Annotated in this window: 14 protein-coding genes, 1 tRNA gene and 1 pseudogene; 9 read left to right on the forward strand and 7 right to left on the reverse strand. The window is 61.0% G+C overall.

The annotated features are described in order from the left end of the window. Positions 1–172 precede the first annotated feature (172 nt). Positions 173–640, forward strand: coding sequence for a peroxiredoxin family protein (locus SYN60AY4M2_RS10610; protein ID WP_011431112.1), 468 nt, complete (start codon positions 173–175; stop codon positions 638–640). On the opposite strand, the gene SYN60AY4M2_RS10615 is transcribed toward SYN60AY4M2_RS10610, so the two are convergent. Next, complete coding sequence (locus SYN60AY4M2_RS10615; RefSeq protein ID WP_240527827.1) at positions 637–3006, reverse strand: glycoside hydrolase family 31 protein; 2370 nt, start codon at positions 3004–3006, stop codon at positions 637–639. The genes SYN60AY4M2_RS10610 and SYN60AY4M2_RS10615 overlap by 4 nt on opposite strands. 173 nt (positions 3007–3179) lie before the next feature. Here SYN60AY4M2_RS10615 and SYN60AY4M2_RS10620 point away from each other — a divergent pair, with 173 nt between their 5' ends. Further along, positions 3180–4373 carry a PQQ-dependent sugar dehydrogenase gene (locus SYN60AY4M2_RS10620; RefSeq protein WP_228375286.1) on the forward strand — a complete coding sequence of 398 codons (1194 nt, stop codon included), beginning with the start codon at positions 3180–3182 and terminating at the stop codon, positions 4371–4373. Between the two features lie 58 nt (positions 4374–4431). On the opposite strand, the gene SYN60AY4M2_RS10625 is transcribed toward SYN60AY4M2_RS10620, so the two are convergent. Both SYN60AY4M2_RS10625 and SYN60AY4M2_RS10630 read right to left on the reverse strand, forming a co-directional pair. Next, entirely contained in the window at positions 4432–4881 is a 450-nt protein-coding gene (locus SYN60AY4M2_RS10625) for a hypothetical protein (RefSeq protein ID WP_041438520.1), read from the reverse strand. 210 nt (positions 4882–5091) lie between these two features. Continuing rightward, positions 5092–5163: transfer RNA gene (locus SYN60AY4M2_RS10630), tRNA-Val, on the reverse strand. A gap of 177 nt (positions 5164–5340) precedes the next feature. Here SYN60AY4M2_RS10630 and SYN60AY4M2_RS10635 point away from each other — a divergent pair. Next, positions 5341–6096, forward strand: a complete 756-nt coding sequence (locus SYN60AY4M2_RS10635) for a ScpA family protein (protein WP_011431109.1) — start codon at positions 5341–5343, stop codon at positions 6094–6096. A gap of 260 nt (positions 6097–6356) precedes the next feature. On the opposite strand, the pseudogene SYN60AY4M2_RS14515 reads toward SYN60AY4M2_RS10635, so the two are convergent. Continuing rightward, a pseudogene (locus SYN60AY4M2_RS14515) lies at positions 6357–6647 on the reverse strand (DUF6679 family protein); the annotation flags it as partial. Between the two features lie 227 nt (positions 6648–6874). Here SYN60AY4M2_RS14515 and SYN60AY4M2_RS10645 point away from each other — a divergent pair. Both SYN60AY4M2_RS10645 and SYN60AY4M2_RS10650 read left to right on the forward strand, forming a co-directional pair. Continuing rightward, entirely contained in the window at positions 6875–7735 is an 861-nt protein-coding gene (locus SYN60AY4M2_RS10645; protein WP_011431107.1) for a prephenate/arogenate dehydrogenase, read from the forward strand. A gap of 130 nt (positions 7736–7865) precedes the next feature. Beyond that, positions 7866–8609: a response regulator transcription factor gene (locus tag SYN60AY4M2_RS10650; protein ID WP_099812881.1), complete on the forward strand. Its 744-nt coding sequence runs from the start codon at positions 7866–7868 to the stop codon at positions 8607–8609. Here SYN60AY4M2_RS10650 and SYN60AY4M2_RS10655 read toward each other — a convergent pair. Together SYN60AY4M2_RS10655 and rsmH are read right to left on the reverse strand one after the other, a co-directional pair. Continuing rightward, positions 8606–9142, reverse strand: coding sequence for a hypothetical protein (locus tag SYN60AY4M2_RS10655; protein WP_011431105.1), 537 nt, complete (start codon positions 9140–9142; stop codon positions 8606–8608). The genes SYN60AY4M2_RS10650 and SYN60AY4M2_RS10655 overlap by 4 nt on opposite strands. A gap of 104 nt (positions 9143–9246) precedes the next feature. Further along, positions 9247–10176 carry a 16S rRNA (cytosine(1402)-N(4))-methyltransferase RsmH gene (gene rsmH, locus SYN60AY4M2_RS10660; RefSeq protein WP_011431104.1) on the reverse strand — a complete coding sequence of 310 codons (930 nt, stop codon included), beginning with the start codon at positions 10174–10176 and terminating at the stop codon, positions 9247–9249. A gap of 333 nt (positions 10177–10509) precedes the next feature. Here rsmH and aroA point away from each other — a divergent pair, with 333 nt between their 5' ends. Beyond that, a complete protein-coding gene (gene aroA, locus SYN60AY4M2_RS10665; protein WP_011431103.1) occupies positions 10510–11844 on the forward strand; it encodes a 3-phosphoshikimate 1-carboxyvinyltransferase in 1335 nt (444 codons plus the stop codon). 24 nt (positions 11845–11868) lie between these two features. Continuing rightward, positions 11869–12201, forward strand: coding sequence for a TIGR03792 family protein (locus SYN60AY4M2_RS10670; protein ID WP_099812882.1), 333 nt, complete (start codon positions 11869–11871; stop codon positions 12199–12201). Here the strand turns inward: SYN60AY4M2_RS10670 and SYN60AY4M2_RS10675 are convergent. Beyond that, complete coding sequence (locus SYN60AY4M2_RS10675; RefSeq protein WP_168173335.1) at positions 12198–12965, reverse strand: DUF502 domain-containing protein; 768 nt, start codon at positions 12963–12965, stop codon at positions 12198–12200. The genes SYN60AY4M2_RS10670 and SYN60AY4M2_RS10675 overlap by 4 nt on opposite strands. A gap of 294 nt (positions 12966–13259) precedes the next feature. On the opposite strand from SYN60AY4M2_RS10675, the gene SYN60AY4M2_RS10680 reads away from it, so the two are divergent. Both SYN60AY4M2_RS10680 and SYN60AY4M2_RS10685 read left to right on the forward strand, forming a co-directional pair. Then, positions 13260–13727 carry an SRPBCC family protein gene (locus SYN60AY4M2_RS10680; RefSeq protein WP_011431100.1) on the forward strand — a complete coding sequence of 156 codons (468 nt, stop codon included), beginning with the start codon at positions 13260–13262 and terminating at the stop codon, positions 13725–13727. Between the two features lie 70 nt (positions 13728–13797). Continuing rightward, positions 13798–14301 (forward strand): GNAT family N-acetyltransferase, encoded by a 504-nt coding sequence (locus SYN60AY4M2_RS10685; RefSeq protein WP_099813335.1) that lies wholly within the window; start codon positions 13798–13800, stop codon positions 14299–14301. Positions 14302–14416: the final 115 nt, after the last annotated feature.

Here is a 14416-nt window from a genome sequence, read left to right on the forward strand (position 1 = left end):
TACTTGTCAAGGTTCTGGCGCGCCGTGGCCGGTGGCCTTGCTGGCGCTTTACTACCTTACCCCCACCTCAACCCATATGTCAATACCACCCACCATAACCCCTCCAGACGCAGCAAGGGATCCGGATTCGCCGTTAGACTGGTGAGGGGATCTTAAGGTTTCGGACGGCTTTATGGGGATTGTGATTGGGACTGCAGCTCCTGACTTCAACCTGCCTGCAGTGGGGAAAGGGATCCCGAAGGGGGCGACGATTTCGCTGGGGGCCTACCGAGGCAAGAGCAAGGTGTTGCTGGCTTTTTACCCGGCGGACTTCTCGCCGGTGTGCACAAGCGAGATGCGCTGCTTTCGGGAGGATTGGGGAGCTTTTCGGGCGGCAGGGTGTGAGATCCTGGGCATCAGTAGCGATCCCCTCTCTCGACACGAAGCTTTTGCCGAGCAGCTTAAGCTGGAGTTTCCCCTCCTAAGCGATGTGGATAGGAAGGTGAGCCAGCTCTATGGGGTAGACAGTTTTTTGGGGACGCGGCGGGCCTATTTTGTGGTGGACAGCCAAGGGATCCTGCGCTATCAGCATGTGGAGTGGCTGCCCATCTTCAAGCGGGACAACCGCGAACTGCTGGAGGCGGTGAGGGCAGTGGGCTAGGGGCGGGATCCTTCTGGAGTGGGCAGGCGAATCTGCTGGGCTTGTCCGCTGTCTGCCAAAATAAGCGGGCTCTGGCCGAGGGGCTCGAGGATCCAGTTGCGTTGGGGCGGGATCCAACTGCCCTGGCGCGGCTGGATCTCCAGGATGAGCTGGTGGGCTTCTTGGCGCAGGCAGAAAGTGGTGGTGGCCCAATGGCCGCTTTGGTAGGCGAGGGTTTGGCCGTCGTCTTCGTAGAGGGTGAAACTGCCGTCGCCGGGATAGAGGCGGAGGTGGAGCTGGTCGCGGCGCAGGTGGGCGGTGGATTGGCAGGGAGGAGCCAGGGGAAGGATGGAGCCGCCGCGCACAAACAGGGGAAGCTGCTCCAGAGAGGCGGGGACGAGGATGGAGCCGGGGCCGCGCTGGGCTTGGCCTGTCCACCAGTCAAACCAAGTGCCTGCGGGGAGATAGACGGCGCGGCAGCGGACGCCGGGGCGGACGACGGGGGCAGCCAGAAGAGCGGATCCCAGCAGGGCTTGATCCGAGATCTCGTAGGTCTGGGGATCGTCGGGAAATTCGTAGAACAGGGGGCGCAGGATGGGGGAGCCGGTTTGGCTGGACTCCCAGAAGAGGCTGTAGAGGTAGGGCAGAAGCCGGTAGCGAAGCTGGATGGCCTGCTGAGCAATGGCTTCCACCTCAGGGCCAAAGCTCCAGGGCTCGTGGGGACGGGTGCCCAGGGCGCTGTGGCCGCGCATGAGGGGGTAGAGGATCCCCATTTGCATCCAGCGGGCAAACAGTTCAGGAGTGGCATTGCCCCCGAAGCCGCCGATGTCGGCCCCGACAAAGCTAACTCCCGACAGGCCCAGGTTGAGGAGCATGGGCAGGGACATCTCCAGGTGTTCCCAGGAGGATTGGTTGTCGCCTGTCCAGACGGCAGCCCAGCGCTGGATCCCGGCAAAGCCGGAGCGGGTGAGGACAAAGGGGCGCCGGGCGGGGTTGAGCTGTTCTAGACCCTCGCGGGAGGCGCGGGCCATGAGCAGGCCGTAGAGGTTGTGTACCTCGGCGTGGGTGGTGCGCTCCTCAGGAGGGCCTTGGGGGGCGTCGGGGGGGATATCCACGATCTGGCCGCCGTCGCCGAAGGGGCGGTCGTTGAGGGCCGGCTCGTTCATGTCGTTCCAGATGCCATCCACACCGGCTTGGGTGAGAACCCGTTGCCAGGATCCCCACCACCGCCGCACTTCGGGGCACGAGAAGTCGGGAAAGAGGACTTTGCCCGGCCAAACATAGCCGTGGAAGAGGTGGCCATCGGCGCGGCGAATGAAGAAGTCCTGGGCCAGGCCCTCGTCAAAGACGGCGTAGTCAGCTTCGGGATCGAACTTGACGCCGGGATCGACAATGGCTACCCCTCGGAAGCCGGCTTCGTGAAGCTGGGCCATGAGCTGGGCTGGTTCAGGGAAACGGCGGGGATCCCAGGTAAAGACCCGGTAGCCGCGCATGTAGTCAATATCCAGGTAGATGGCGTCGCAGGGGATCTGGCGCTGGCGAAATTGCTTGGCGACAGCCAGAACCTGGGCGGCGCTGGCGTAGCTCCAGCGACACTGCTGGTAGCCGAGGGCCCAGAGAGGAGGCAGGGGGGTTCGCCCGGTGAGCTGGGTGTAGGTCTGGAGCACCAGGGCGGGGGTGGGGCCGTAGATGAGGTAGTAGTCCAGCTCGGGGGCGCGCACTTCGATGGCCCACTGTTTAGGATCCGCCTGGCCCAGGTCGAACTGGCTCCAGTGGGTGCAGTGCAGAAAAAGGCCGTAGGAGAGGCCAGGACGTAGAACCAGGGCGAAGGGAATGGCCAGATAGAGGTTGTCGCTCTGGGCGTCGTAGCCCCAGCAGTCGCGGGTCCAGTGGCTGTAGCGCCGGCCCCGCTTGTTGAGCAGGCCAGCCCGTTCTCCCAGGCCGTAGATGCGCTCGGCGGGGTGGAGGGATTTGACCAGGCGGATGTCATCGGATCCCCAACTGAGGCCGGCGGGGAGATCGGCACAAAAGACCTGGCCTTGGGGATCGCGAAAGCTAAAGCGGAGGGGATCCCGGTCGATCTGCAGTTGCACCTGAGAGGTGGCTAGGTGAACTTGGGTGGGGCTTTCCTGCAGCTCAAAAAAAGCCGGCGGCCACTCTTCATCCGCCAGAGCCACATCCCAAGAGCGGCGGGGCAAGAACTCGCCGCTGGGGCTAAAGCGCAGCCGCAGCAGACGAGGGGTGAGCACCTGCACAGACCAGCAGCCCTGCCTGCAGAGCAATTGGATCCCTCTGGGATGGATCTGGAGTTCCTGCAGGGATCCGCAGGTTTGCCGCTGGGGTGGGCGGGCGGGGAATTGGCCGAAGATCTCGCCGGGTTCCAGCATGGGTTGGGGACAGATCGCCGCCCTCAAGGCTAACCCAAGGCCGCAAGGGAACAGGGAGCTCCCCACTCTTGTGCGCAGCCAACTTTGCTCCCATCGGTACATCTTTTTGTGAAGAGCAGCAGCAATGATCGGCTAGCTCAGACCTCAAAATCCATCGCGAAAACGAGGCGGCAATGGCCATGCGGATCCCGGCGATACCACTCCTCTCCTTGTTGCTTTTGGGAGGGGTATTTGTCCCTGCTGCCGTGGGGGCCTACCCGGTTAGCCCGGAAACGGTCATGTCCCTGCAACAGGGGGATCACGCCCAAGCTCTGCCCAGAGCCAAAAGCCAGCAGCGCTTTCGGGTGGTGACGTTGGCAAGCGGGCTGGAGCATCCCTGGGGAATGGCCTTTCTGCCGGATGGCACCATCCTGGTTACCGAACGTCCGGGCCGGCTGCGCCGAGTTACCGAGCAGGGGTTGGATCCCCAGCCCATTGCCGGGGTGCCGGAGGTGTTTGCCCGCGGCCAGGGAGGGCTGCTGGATATCGCCTTGCACCCCAACTACGCGGAGAACGGCTGGATTTACCTGTCCTATGCGGCTCCTGGGCCGGGCGGCGGGGGGACGCGGGTGGCGCGGGCCCGCCTGGGGGAGAAGGGACTCCAGGATCTGGAAGTGATCTTTGACATGGAGCGCAAGACGCCTGCCCAACAGCACTTCGGCTCCCGCCTGGCCTTTGACGAAGAAGGGTTTCTCTACATCAGCACCGGCGACCGCGGCGAGCGGGATCGGGCTCAGGATCTGGGGGATGCTGCTGGCAAGGTGTTGCGCGTTACGGATACAGGCGGGATCCCGGCGGACAATCCTTTCGTGAATCAAGCGGGGGCTTTGCCGCAAATTTTTACCTACGGCCACCGCAACATTCAGGGAATGGCCCGCCACCCCGATACAGGAGCCATTTGGACGCACGAACATGGGCCGCAAGGTGGGGACGAGATCAACATCTTGGCCCCCGGCATCAACTACGGCTGGCCCCTGATTACCCATGGTCGGGAGTACAGCGGCGAACCGGTTGGTCAAGGACTGGCGGCAGCTCCTGGATTGGCTTCGCCGCTGCTGCACTGGACCCCCTCCATTGCCCCTTCTGGCATGACTTTCTACACAGGAGAGGCTTTCCCCGAATGGCGAGGCAACCTATTCGTGGGAGCGCTGGCCGGGCAACACCTGGCGCGCTTGGTGCTGGATGGGGATCGCGTTGTGGCAGAAGAGCGCCTTCTGGAAGGGGCGGTTGGCCGTATCCGGGATGTGCGCCAGGGGCCGGATGGCTTGCTTTACCTGCTGACGGATGCCCCCAACGGATCCCTGTTGCGCTTGCAGCCAAGCTCTTGATTGGGGTTAAGCTACATGGCCCCAGCCCCGGCAGAGTTTCTAACTCCCACTGCCGCCACTACAAGAACTTGACATCTTGCTCAAGGGGGAGTGGCTCTCCTGTTTGGGAGTCCGTATGGTGACAGGCAAAGCATTCCTCTGGAGTTAGCTTAATAACCTGACCTGGAGCGGGAAGAAAGAACATCCTTAGCTCTTTGGTCGGGATCAAGACGGTTTTGCCATTTGGGGCCTTGCGCTTGTGTTTTTCGTCAGTGAAGGTCCTGACAACGCAAGATATTGGATAGTATTCGCTGGTTTGGAGCTTGGCTTCCAGAAGCGCTCTCCAGTAGGGGCTGTACCCGAAAACCCACTGACCCTTGGAAAACTTGAGATCGAATGCTTGGCTCCAAATTCTGCTGTAAAAGGTGATAATAGACGTCTTGACTTTGTAGGCTCCTGTTATCTCCTCTAAGTGAGATAAAAACTCGCCGGCAGTCAATGATTGAGGAGGGTTGGTGAAGGGACTCATGCAGCATCTCCTGGCTTTTGGTTATAGTCAGGGGAGCCCTGCATCTTCCCAGCCTACCCCGATTGAAGCACCTGCCTAAGGGCAGGGAGGAAGCTGTCTGTCCTCGTTGCCGATAAGCGGTGGCTCCCCAGCAAAGGCGGGGGAGCCTGTAGACAGAAGCAGCACCCAGCAGGAGAAGGGGGAGCTCTGTCTGCTAAAGGTCAAAACCTATGGGCGGTACAAGATTCGAACTTGTGACCCCTTCCGTGTGAAGGAAGTGCGCTACCACTGTGCTAACCGCCCTTACTCTCACTCTAGCAACTGCTAGAGCTGGACTACTATCTTACACGATTCTTACACGATCGCGCCGCCTCTGCACAGCCGGTTGGCTTGAGAAGTTGAGCTGGAGGTTTGAATCCGGCTGGAGATGGCCGGGATCCCGCTTGGGGGCTACAGTGAGGGACAGAGGCTAGGGGCACTATGGCCTACTCACCGACTGAAGAGGCAATTGCTTTGCTTATCGATTTGGCGGAACGGGGCGAGATTAACCCGTGGGATGTGCAGGTTATCGACGTCATCGATCGGTTTTTAGCCCGTATGGCTCCCACTGCCAGCAGCCATGACCTGTCGGAGTCGGGACAGGCTTTTCTCCATGCCGCTATGTTGGTCTATCTCAAGGCGATGGCGCTGTCGAAGCCGGAAGACGAAGAAAGTGAGGAGACCAACCCGGTGCAGGTGGAGGAGGATCCCTGGCTGAGTTGGTCGTCGGCCCAACTGGATCGCGTGTTGCAACCCAGGGCCGTGCCCCGCCCGAGTCGGACTCGGCCCATCACCCTCAAAGAACTAATCGGCCACCTGCAGGAGCTGGAGACCTTGCTGGAACAGCGCCTTGAGCCTGCCTCAAGGCCCCTGGCTCAACGGGTTTCTCGCAAGCAAGCGCTATCAGCAGTCGCTCAGTTGGCCCACCCAGAAAACCTCGTAGAGACCGCCGCCGAGCTGGAATCTCTGCTTGCCCAACTTTGGCAGCAGGGTCTCGCCCAAATCAGCTTTGACGACCTGCAGCAATACTTTTGCCAAGAAAGCGCTCTAAAAGGCAGTGGCGGGGCTTCCCACCCGATTCAGGTGTTCTGGTCGCTATTGCTAATGGCTTCTCGCTCGCAGGTTGAGCTTTACCAGGAGGAGTTCTACGGCCCCTTGACCATTCGTCCCTGCCGTAGGGGATCCCTCCTAGAATAGATCCTACCCAGGGATCCCTTTCTGCCGCTTTCCATGAAGACTGCGGCTCAGTCGTGGTTGCCCTCCCGCTGGCCTTCCACATCGTTTCGGGCCCGATCCGCCCGTTTGAGGTCTTCTCCGTTCAGGCGCAGGGGCAGCAAAGACTCCGCTTCGCCGTCACGGACGGCAGAGGTTTCCCGATCCAGGTAATACTCTTCAAGGCGCTCGCTGCCGGCATGCTCTTCGCTGAGGGGCTCTGTGGCGCGAGGCGAAGAGGGAGAATGCAGTAACTCAGCAGGAGGACAATCCTCGGAAATGAGCAAATCCGAGGTGCTGAGCACCCCTTTCGGGATGGAGGAAAGGCGCTGGGCAACAGCTCCGATGCTCTCCAAACGAATCATCTCCTCCCAGGAGCAAATCTCCTCTTCGTCTTCCGTTTCGTAGCGAACCAGGATGGTATCCCCTTCGATATCGAGGATCTTGGCTCGTTCCAGCCAGCGTCCCTGATCGCGCAGGTAGATCCACACATCCTTGCCTTCGCGGCTGAGTTGATAGATCCTACGATGAAGCACGGTCCCCTCCTGAGATGAAAGATCCGGGCGAACTGTTGTGGGGGTTACCCAGTTCATCCTTCCATCTTAGCTGCTGGATCCCTCCGCTGTATGCTTTTTGCGCGGCGGGATGGAGCCTTTAATCTGGCTTTAATCTGGTTTTAATCTGGAAGGGATCCGGAAAGGCCGTCTCTCCATGCCCCAAGCCGTTTCAGAGTACTTAATAGTAACCATAGATACGGAAAACCATGCGCATTGCCATTGTCGGGTTGGGGTTGATCGGCGGATCCCTGGCCCTCAAACTCAGCGAAGAGGGTTATCCCGTCTGGGGGATCAGCCGCAATCGGGCCACCTGTCAGGCGGTGCTGGAACGGGGAGCGCTGCAGGGCTGTGGAACCGATTTGGCTCAGTTGGCTGATTTCGATCCCCAGGTGGTGGTGATCTGCACCCCCCTGGAGCAGGTATTGGTCACGCTGGCGGCCTTGGTGCCCCATCTATCGCCGCAGACGGTGGTGAGCGATGTCGGCTCGGTGAAACAACCGATTGTTGCTCCGGCAACGGAATTGTGGCCGCTGTTTGTTGGAGGGCACCCGATGGCCGGCAAGACGTTGCAGGGCATCCAGGCGGCGGAAGCCAGCTTGTTTCTGGGGCGGCCCTATGTACTCACTCCCCTCCCCCAGACGCAGCCGCAGGCGATCGAGGCGATGAAAGAACTGGTGACAGCGGTCGGTGCAGAAGTTGTCCTGGCCGATCCGAAACGCCACGACCAGGCGGTGGCCTGGATCAGCCATTTGCCGGTCATGATCGGCGCCGGCTTGATCGCTGCTGTCGGCCAAGAGGAGGATCCCGACATTCTGGAGTTGGCTCGCACCCTGGCCAGCAGCGGGTTCCGAGATACCAGCCGTGTCGGTGGCGGGATCCCGCAGTTGGGGCTGGAGATGGCCCGTCACAACCGACAGGCGCTCCTGGCCGCCCTGCGTGGCTATCAAGTCCAGTTGGGGAAAATAGAGCGGCTGATCGAAGGCGAACGGTGGGAGGAGCTGCTACAGATGCTGCAACGAACCCGCCAAGAATGGCAACAGTTCCGGGTCAATCAAATACCGTCCTGAGGGGCTACCTGTAGCTGCCGTAGGGGATCGCTGGCTCGACTTTGCCACTGCTCATTAGTGCCTTGTCTTCCTTCGCAGAGATTTCTAGGGTAGGAAACATATAGAGTAGGTCGACTAGCGATCAAGGCCTGTGAGCACCCTCCTTGCTGAAGATGACACCCTTTACCGCCAACATGTGCACAGCCTGCTGATGCAGCATCTGCCTCAGTTTGGCCCGGTGTACATGGCCTCCAACGGCAGAGAGGCATTGGAGCTCTACCGTCAGCACCGTCCCAACTTCCTGTTGTTGGACATCCGCATGCCCGAGATGAGCGGGATCGAGGTGGCTCGACAAGTTTGGTCGGAGCAACCCAGTACGCGCATCATCTTTTGGTCCCACTTTGCCGATGAGGTTTATGTGCGGGAACTGCACAAGATCGTGCCGCCGCAAACTGTCTACGGCTATCTCCTGAAGAATTGCACCGACGAAAAATTGGTCAGTGCCATCCAGGCCGTGGTGCAGGATGAGCAATGCGTGATCGATCGGGAGGTGCGGGGGGTCGATTCCCGTTCGCAAAACAAAATTACCGGCCTCAGCGATGCTGAGTACGAGGTGTTGATCGATATTGCCCTCGGCCTCACCGATCAAGCTATTGCCGCACGGCGGTTTTTGTCGCGGCGAGGGGTGACCAATCGTCTGCGCAATCTCTACGACAAGCTTGAGGTGAGCAACGACCAAATTGAGAGCGAGGAGTGGGGCACAACTTTTAGCTTGCGGGCCCGCGCCATTCGCCTTGCCTTCAAGCGGGGTCTGATCAACGCCCAACTCCTGGATGAGGAGGAGGTGCACTTGGATCACTGGCTCAGCCGCTACCGCCTAGAGCCTTTGGATTAGTATCCAACCGGGTAAAAAGGAGGGGCTTGCTCGGATGCCTCCAGAGGCTTGGCTTTGCTCTGCCCCTGCCCAGAAGCCGTGCTGGGGAGGGCAATTGGCACCTCGATCATCCGCTCCGGTACCAGAGGCACCATGTCGGAGCGATCGGCGATTTCCCGCAAGGAATTGGCGATGGACTCTTGGGTGAGGAGAAACTGTCGTTCGTTGCGCTGCATCTGCTGCCACACTTGGTAGCGCTGGCTCCATCGGCTTTGGGTATGCACCGTCCAACTGTACACACTCAGCACTGACAACCCCGAGACGATGGCCATGCCCGTGGAGATCTGCTTCCACCAGATCAGGTGCTCTCTCCAGGCGGGATCCCGGCTATGGGGATAGGCTGATTTCGAGGGTTGGGGGCGACGGGTTCTGACTTTGCCGGCGGGGAGGGGCGGGGTAGTCCTTAGATGGGAACGAGGGGCCAAGGTCGCGGTTTTGCGCTGGACAGGGAGAAAACTGCGGCCACGGCTCGCGTTCAAAGGCTGGCTGACCATAGGGGTTTGCACCTCACCCACACCAAGAAATTGCTGCCAACTGGGCCCCACTCTATCCGATCTCCACGCACCTCAGAGGGCCTCCAGGGGGGCAGGGCGGCAACTTAGCTGCTGCGGGCAGCCACTCGCAGTTTGGCGGAGCGGGCGCGGGAATTGCGTTGCTGCTCCAGCTCGGAAGGGCACAGGGGTTTGGGGGTGAGCACCTGCCAGCGGGGATCCGTACGAAAGGCCCATTTCACCAGGCGATCTTCCAGGCTATGAAAGCTGATCACGGCCAACCTGCCGCCGGGTTTTAGCCAATTGGGAGCCTGGGCCAGCAGGGTTTCCAGGGCTTCCAGTTCTCGGTTCACGGCAATGCGCAGGGCCTGAAAGATCCGCGTGGCCGGGTGGATGCGGCCCCGTCTTGCCGCCGGCGGCACCGCCTGCCAGACTACGTGGGCCAGTTGGGTGGTGGTGAAAAGGGGGCGGGAGCGTTCGATGTGGTGGGCGATGCGGCGGGCAAAGCGCTCCTCGCCATAGCGAACGAAAATGTCGATCAAGTCCTCGACGGGGCGGCGGTTGACCCAGTCGGCAGCCGTTTCCTGATCGGCAGTGGGATCCATGCGCATATCGAGCGGCCCCTCGGCGCGAAAGCTAAAGCCCCGCTCGGGGCAGTCCAGTTGGGGCGAGCTCACCCCGAGGTCGGCTACGATGCCATCGAAAGGGATCCCCTGCCCTCGCTCATCCCGAAAGCCGTGCCGCTGCAGGTCGAAATCGGCAAAGTTGAGGTGCCAGAGTTGGAGGCGATTGCCGGGGATCCCGGCTGCGGCCAGACGCGCCTGGGCCGCTTGCAGAGCCGTCGGATCGCGATCCAGCCCCACCACGCGATCCGCTCCCCTCTGCAGCAGCGCCAAGCTGTGCCCACCGCCTCCCAACGTCACGTCCAAAAACGCGCCGCCCTGCTGGGGTTGCAGGTAGGCCACCACTGCCTCCGTCAAAACGGACTCGTGGTGGTACAGAAGCATTTCCCCAAGCTCAGCTCTTGCCAAGTCCATAGGCGCAGGGGGTGGCTTTGATTCTTTCCCCGCTCCTAGCTTTACCTATTGCAGGATCGGTAGACAACTCTAGTACCATCAAACGCTAGCATTCACAACGTAAGGGCTTGCAAAAAAAAGGCCGAGGCCAGGCCCCGACCGAGGAATCCATGTTGTTAAGCTCATCCTCGAGGATAGGGTCGGCTGCCGTCAAAAGACGGGCTGTCTTCCAGTGGTTCAGGATCATCTGGGTGCAAGGCCGACCGCCGGCAAGAGCAGGGCAGGTTCCAGCCTAACGTATGATTAAGACTGCTCTTGCCTTTGTCTGTTCTTTAGTTTGGTGTTACGGCTGCTGTGCTGACCACCGCTTCTTCTGCCGACATCCTGACGCTCTCGCCCGCCCGCGGCCTGCGCGGTCAAGTGAGCATTCCAGGCGATAAGTCCATCTCCCACCGCGCCCTGATGCTGGGATCCCTGGCGGAAGGGGAAACCGTCATTCACGGCCTGTCGTTGGGGGAGGATCCCCGCAGTACGGCAGCCTGTTTTCGGGCCCTGGGGGCCGATATCCCAGAGCTCAACAGCGAGTGCGTCCGCATCCAGGGGGTGGGCTTGGATCGCCTGCAGGAGCCGGCAGAGGTGTTGGATGCCGGCAATTCCGGCACCACCCTGCGCCTGATGTTGGGGATCCTGGCTGGCCAGGCGGGTCGCTTTTTTGCTGTCACTGGGGATCGCTCCCTGCGCTCGCGGCCCATGGGACGGGTGGTGGAGCCGCTGCGGCAGATGGGGGCCAACATCTGGGGACGGGCCGGGGGCAACCTGGCACCTCTGGCTGTGCAGGGGGGATCCCTAAAGGGGATCCACTACCACTCGCCCGTGGCCTCGGCCCAGGTCAAGTCCTGCCTGCTGCTGGCGGGCCTGTTGGCAGAAGGCACTACTCAGGTTACAGAGCCGGCCCTTTCCCGCGACCACTCGGAGCGGATGTTGCGGGCCTTTGGCGCCGAGATCTCTGTCGATGTGGCGGCAAAAACCGTGGCGGTGGTGGGGGGATCCCGCCTAGTGGGCCAGACGGTGCAGGTGCCAGGGGACATCAGCTCGGCAGCCTTCTGGCTGGTGGCCGCCTCGATTGTGCCCGAGAGCGAATTGCTGCTACAGGATGTGGGTCTCAACCCCACGCGCACCGGCGTGCTGCAGGTGTTGCAGGAGATGGGGGCCGATATTCAGGTTGAGAAGCGGCGGGAGGTGGCCGGCGAGCCTCTGGGGGATCTGCGCGTGCGCTCGGCCCGTTTGCGGGGTTGCAGCATTGCCGGCGATCTCATTCCCACCCTCATCGATGAGATCCCGGTTTTGGCGGTGGCGGCAGCCTTTGCCGAGGGGACTACGGTCATTCGCGATGCGGCGGAATTGCGGGTTAAAGAGAGCGACCGCTTGGCGGCCATCGCCCAGGAACTCAGCCGGATGGGGGCCCAGGTCACCGAATATCCCGACGGCCTGGAAATCAAAGGGGGGATCCCTCTGCAGGGGGCCGAGGTGGATAGCCACGCCGACCACCGCATCGCCATGAGCTTGATGGTAGCTGCCCTGGCCGCCCAGGGATCCACCACCCTTCGAGGGGCCGACTGTGCCCGCATCTCCTACCCCGACTTCATTCCCACCCTGCAGCGGCTGATCAACCCTTCGTCCGCCTCCTAGCCAGCCAAGAGCCAACCTTTGCCAATGTCAGACCAGCCCATCGCCATCGAGCACCTCTGCTTCCGCGTTCCTCCCGGTGGCCAGAGGGCCTTTATCCTACAAGACGAGCAGGTTTGGGGGCCGGCCCTGCGCCAACAGCCGGGCTTTTTGGGCAAAGAAGTCTGGCTGGATGTAGAGGATCCCGAACTTGTCCACCTCATCCTCCGCTGGGCCAGCCGCGCCGCCTGGAAAGCTTTCCCCCCGGAGCAGGCGGAAGCCTTGGATCGGCAGATGCAGCCCTTCTACGTGCGCCTGGAGCAGGCCAAAGAATACCAGCTCTGGCAGCCCGGCCTGCCAGCAGAGGAAGCGGCCAACTAGGAAGCCTCAAAGCCCACCTCGGCAGCCGTTGAGTCGGCCCTAGTGGATGCTGCCGCCCGCTCCTGCTCCACCAACTCCCGCAGGCTGGGCATGGTTACCGCCAGAGCCCCTTCGCGCCGTTTGAGACCCGCCTCAAAGGTCTCGGGGGTCACGATCCCGCCGGAGATGAGCATCTTAAAAGCATCCTCCACCGGCATGAACACCTCCACCACCTGGTCTTCCGGCACGATGGCGTACCAGCCGGTGGTTGGGTTGGGCGTGGTGGGCACGAACAGGCTGAGGGAGCGCTGCGGCCCATCCGGTCGAATGGGAGTTTGAATGACGCCCGTTACAAAAGCTAACGCCCAAACCCCAGGCCGAGGATATTCCACCAGCACTACCCGTCGAAAGCGCTGGTTGTTGGGGGCAAACAAAACGCTAACCAATTGCTTCAGGGTTTTGTAGACCAGCCCCGCTATCGGGATGGCGTGGAGCAACTGCTCGCTTAGGTTGAGCAGCCACTGGCCAACAATGTTGCGGGCCATGAAGCCAATCAACAAAATGAGCAGGATTGGCGTCAGCAAGCCCACCGCCAGATCGATGAGGTTGATCAAAATCGGGTGCAGCCCCTGGATGGGATTAAACTGCTTGGGAATGCTGGTCAAAAAGCCAATGCTCCAGGTGGCCACTTCCACCGTCAGCCAAATGGTGGTTGCCAACGGGATCACCACCAGCAACCCCGCCACGAAGTAGTTCTTGAGATGCTGCTTCCACTGGGAAATCATGGTGAGATCGTTCCGTCGAGTCAAACAAGTGGACGCACCGAGCCGATGCAAGTGGAGCTTGCAGATGGCAACCATGATACCTGCCTTCTGCATCTCTCTCATGGGCATCAGCTGCAACTTGCCTGGAGAGAGGTTGGAGCTGCTCCAAAGCGCAAAGCCCCAAACTCGGCTGAGCTGATATTGTTATCTTAGGTCGATATAAAATTTTGTAAAGGCAGGGATCCCTCCTAGAGGCTTTGTGGTCAAGCCGTAGGATGCTCCCTCATCTCTGCCGGATGTCGTGTGGGAGGCCCTATGTCAGAGTCGGATTGGTTAGAGCACACCTGTCAGGTGGAGGTCCCGGTTCCTATCGAGCAGGTGTGGGAGCTGTGGGCCAACCTCGCCCTCATGCCGCGCTGGATGAAGTGGATCCGCTCGGTGGAGCTGCTGGATCAGGAGCTGTCGCGGTGGACACTGGATACGCGCGGCCTCACCTTCAGTTGGATCTCCCGCACCCATACGGTGGTGAAGCATCAGCACATCGGCTGGCAATCGGTGGAGGGGCTTCCCAATCGGGGGGCACTGCGGTTTTACGATCGCAAGGGCAGTACTATTGTCAAGCTGTCGGTGGCCTACAAGATCCCGGGGCTCCTCGGCAAAATCTTGGACGGCCTGTTTGTGGGCAAAGTGGTGGAGAGCACGATTCAAGCGGACTTGGAGCGCTTCAAAGCCTATGCTTTGGAGCAGGCAGGGCGGGCCGCCGACAATGCCTCCGCTGGCTAGCCTCGATCTTGCTGCCGTTTTCTGCTGCCCAGTGAACCGTTGCCAATCTTCGTTGCCCAAGGTCTGCTTCATGTCCGATCCCTCCCTCGAGCCTGTCATCACCTTTTCTCATCAACCGGTGGACAACCGCAACATTCGCTTCTCCCTGGAGCGGCAAGATCTGGATCTGGATCAGCTCCTGGTGTTGTTGAACCGCAACGCCTTTTGGGCCCAAAATCGCCGGCGGGAAGAGATGGAGCGGGCCATCGCCCACAGCCACCCGGTGGTCAGCGCCTGGGACGGGGAGCGCCTGATTGGCTTTGGCCGCGCCACCTCCGATGGGGTTTACCGGGCCGTCCTCTGGGACATCGTGGTCGATCACGAGTATCGACGGCAGGGCATCGGGCGCAAGCTGGTGGAAACCCTGATCAGCCATCCCCACCTGCAGTCGGTGGAGCGCATCTACCTGTTTACCACCCATCAGCGCGGCTTTTACGAGCGCATTGGCTTTGTGGAAAACCCCAGCACCACGCTGGTTTTGCACGGGCGTCCGCTGGATTTTTTGATCCCGGCTGCCGAACAGGAGCAGGTCTGACCAACAGGGATCCCTGGGGCAAGGGGAGGCGTAGGTCAGTGTATCTTGAACAACAGTGGGTTGGCTCCGCCTTGGGAAGAGGACGCGCTAGCCTGAAGCAAAAAGGGTGAGAGGG

It is taken from the genome of Synechococcus sp. 60AY4M2 (assembly GCF_002760375.1).
Lineage (GTDB): Bacteria > Cyanobacteriota > Cyanobacteriia > Thermostichales > Thermostichaceae > Thermostichus.

Bases quoted from the DNA above. Each gene is read 5' to 3' on its own strand.
- SYN60AY4M2_RS10645 (WP_011431107.1), top strand. From the start codon at position 6,875: ATGCGCATTGCCATTGTCGGGTTGGGGTTGATCGGCGGATCCCTGGCC.
- SYN60AY4M2_RS10685 (WP_099813335.1), top strand. From the start codon at position 13,798: ATGTCCGATCCCTCCCTCGAGCCTGTCATCACCTTTTCTCATCAACCG.
- rsmH (WP_011431104.1), bottom strand. From the start codon at position 10,176: ATGGACTTGGCAAGAGCTGAGCTTGGGGAAATGCTTCTGTACCACCAC.
- SYN60AY4M2_RS10675 (WP_168173335.1), bottom strand. From the start codon at position 12,965: ATGATTTCCCAGTGGAAGCAGCATCTCAAGAACTACTTCGTGGCGGGG.
- SYN60AY4M2_RS10680 (WP_011431100.1), top strand. From the start codon at position 13,260: ATGTCAGAGTCGGATTGGTTAGAGCACACCTGTCAGGTGGAGGTCCCG.
- SYN60AY4M2_RS10655 (WP_011431105.1), bottom strand. From the start codon at position 9,142: ATGGTCAGCCAGCCTTTGAACGCGAGCCGTGGCCGCAGTTTTCTCCCT.
- SYN60AY4M2_RS10625 (WP_041438520.1), bottom strand. From the start codon at position 4,881: ATGAGTCCCTTCACCAACCCTCCTCAATCATTGACTGCCGGCGAGTTT.
- SYN60AY4M2_RS10620 (WP_228375286.1), top strand. From the start codon at position 3,180: ATGGCCATGCGGATCCCGGCGATACCACTCCTCTCCTTGTTGCTTTTG.
- SYN60AY4M2_RS10635 (WP_011431109.1), top strand. From the start codon at position 5,341: ATGGCCTACTCACCGACTGAAGAGGCAATTGCTTTGCTTATCGATTTG.
- SYN60AY4M2_RS10610 (WP_011431112.1), top strand. From the start codon at position 173: ATGGGGATTGTGATTGGGACTGCAGCTCCTGACTTCAACCTGCCTGCA.
- SYN60AY4M2_RS10670 (WP_099812882.1), top strand. From the start codon at position 11,869: ATGTCAGACCAGCCCATCGCCATCGAGCACCTCTGCTTCCGCGTTCCT.
- SYN60AY4M2_RS10615 (WP_240527827.1), bottom strand. From the start codon at position 3,006: ATGCTGGAACCCGGCGAGATCTTCGGCCAATTCCCCGCCCGCCCACCC.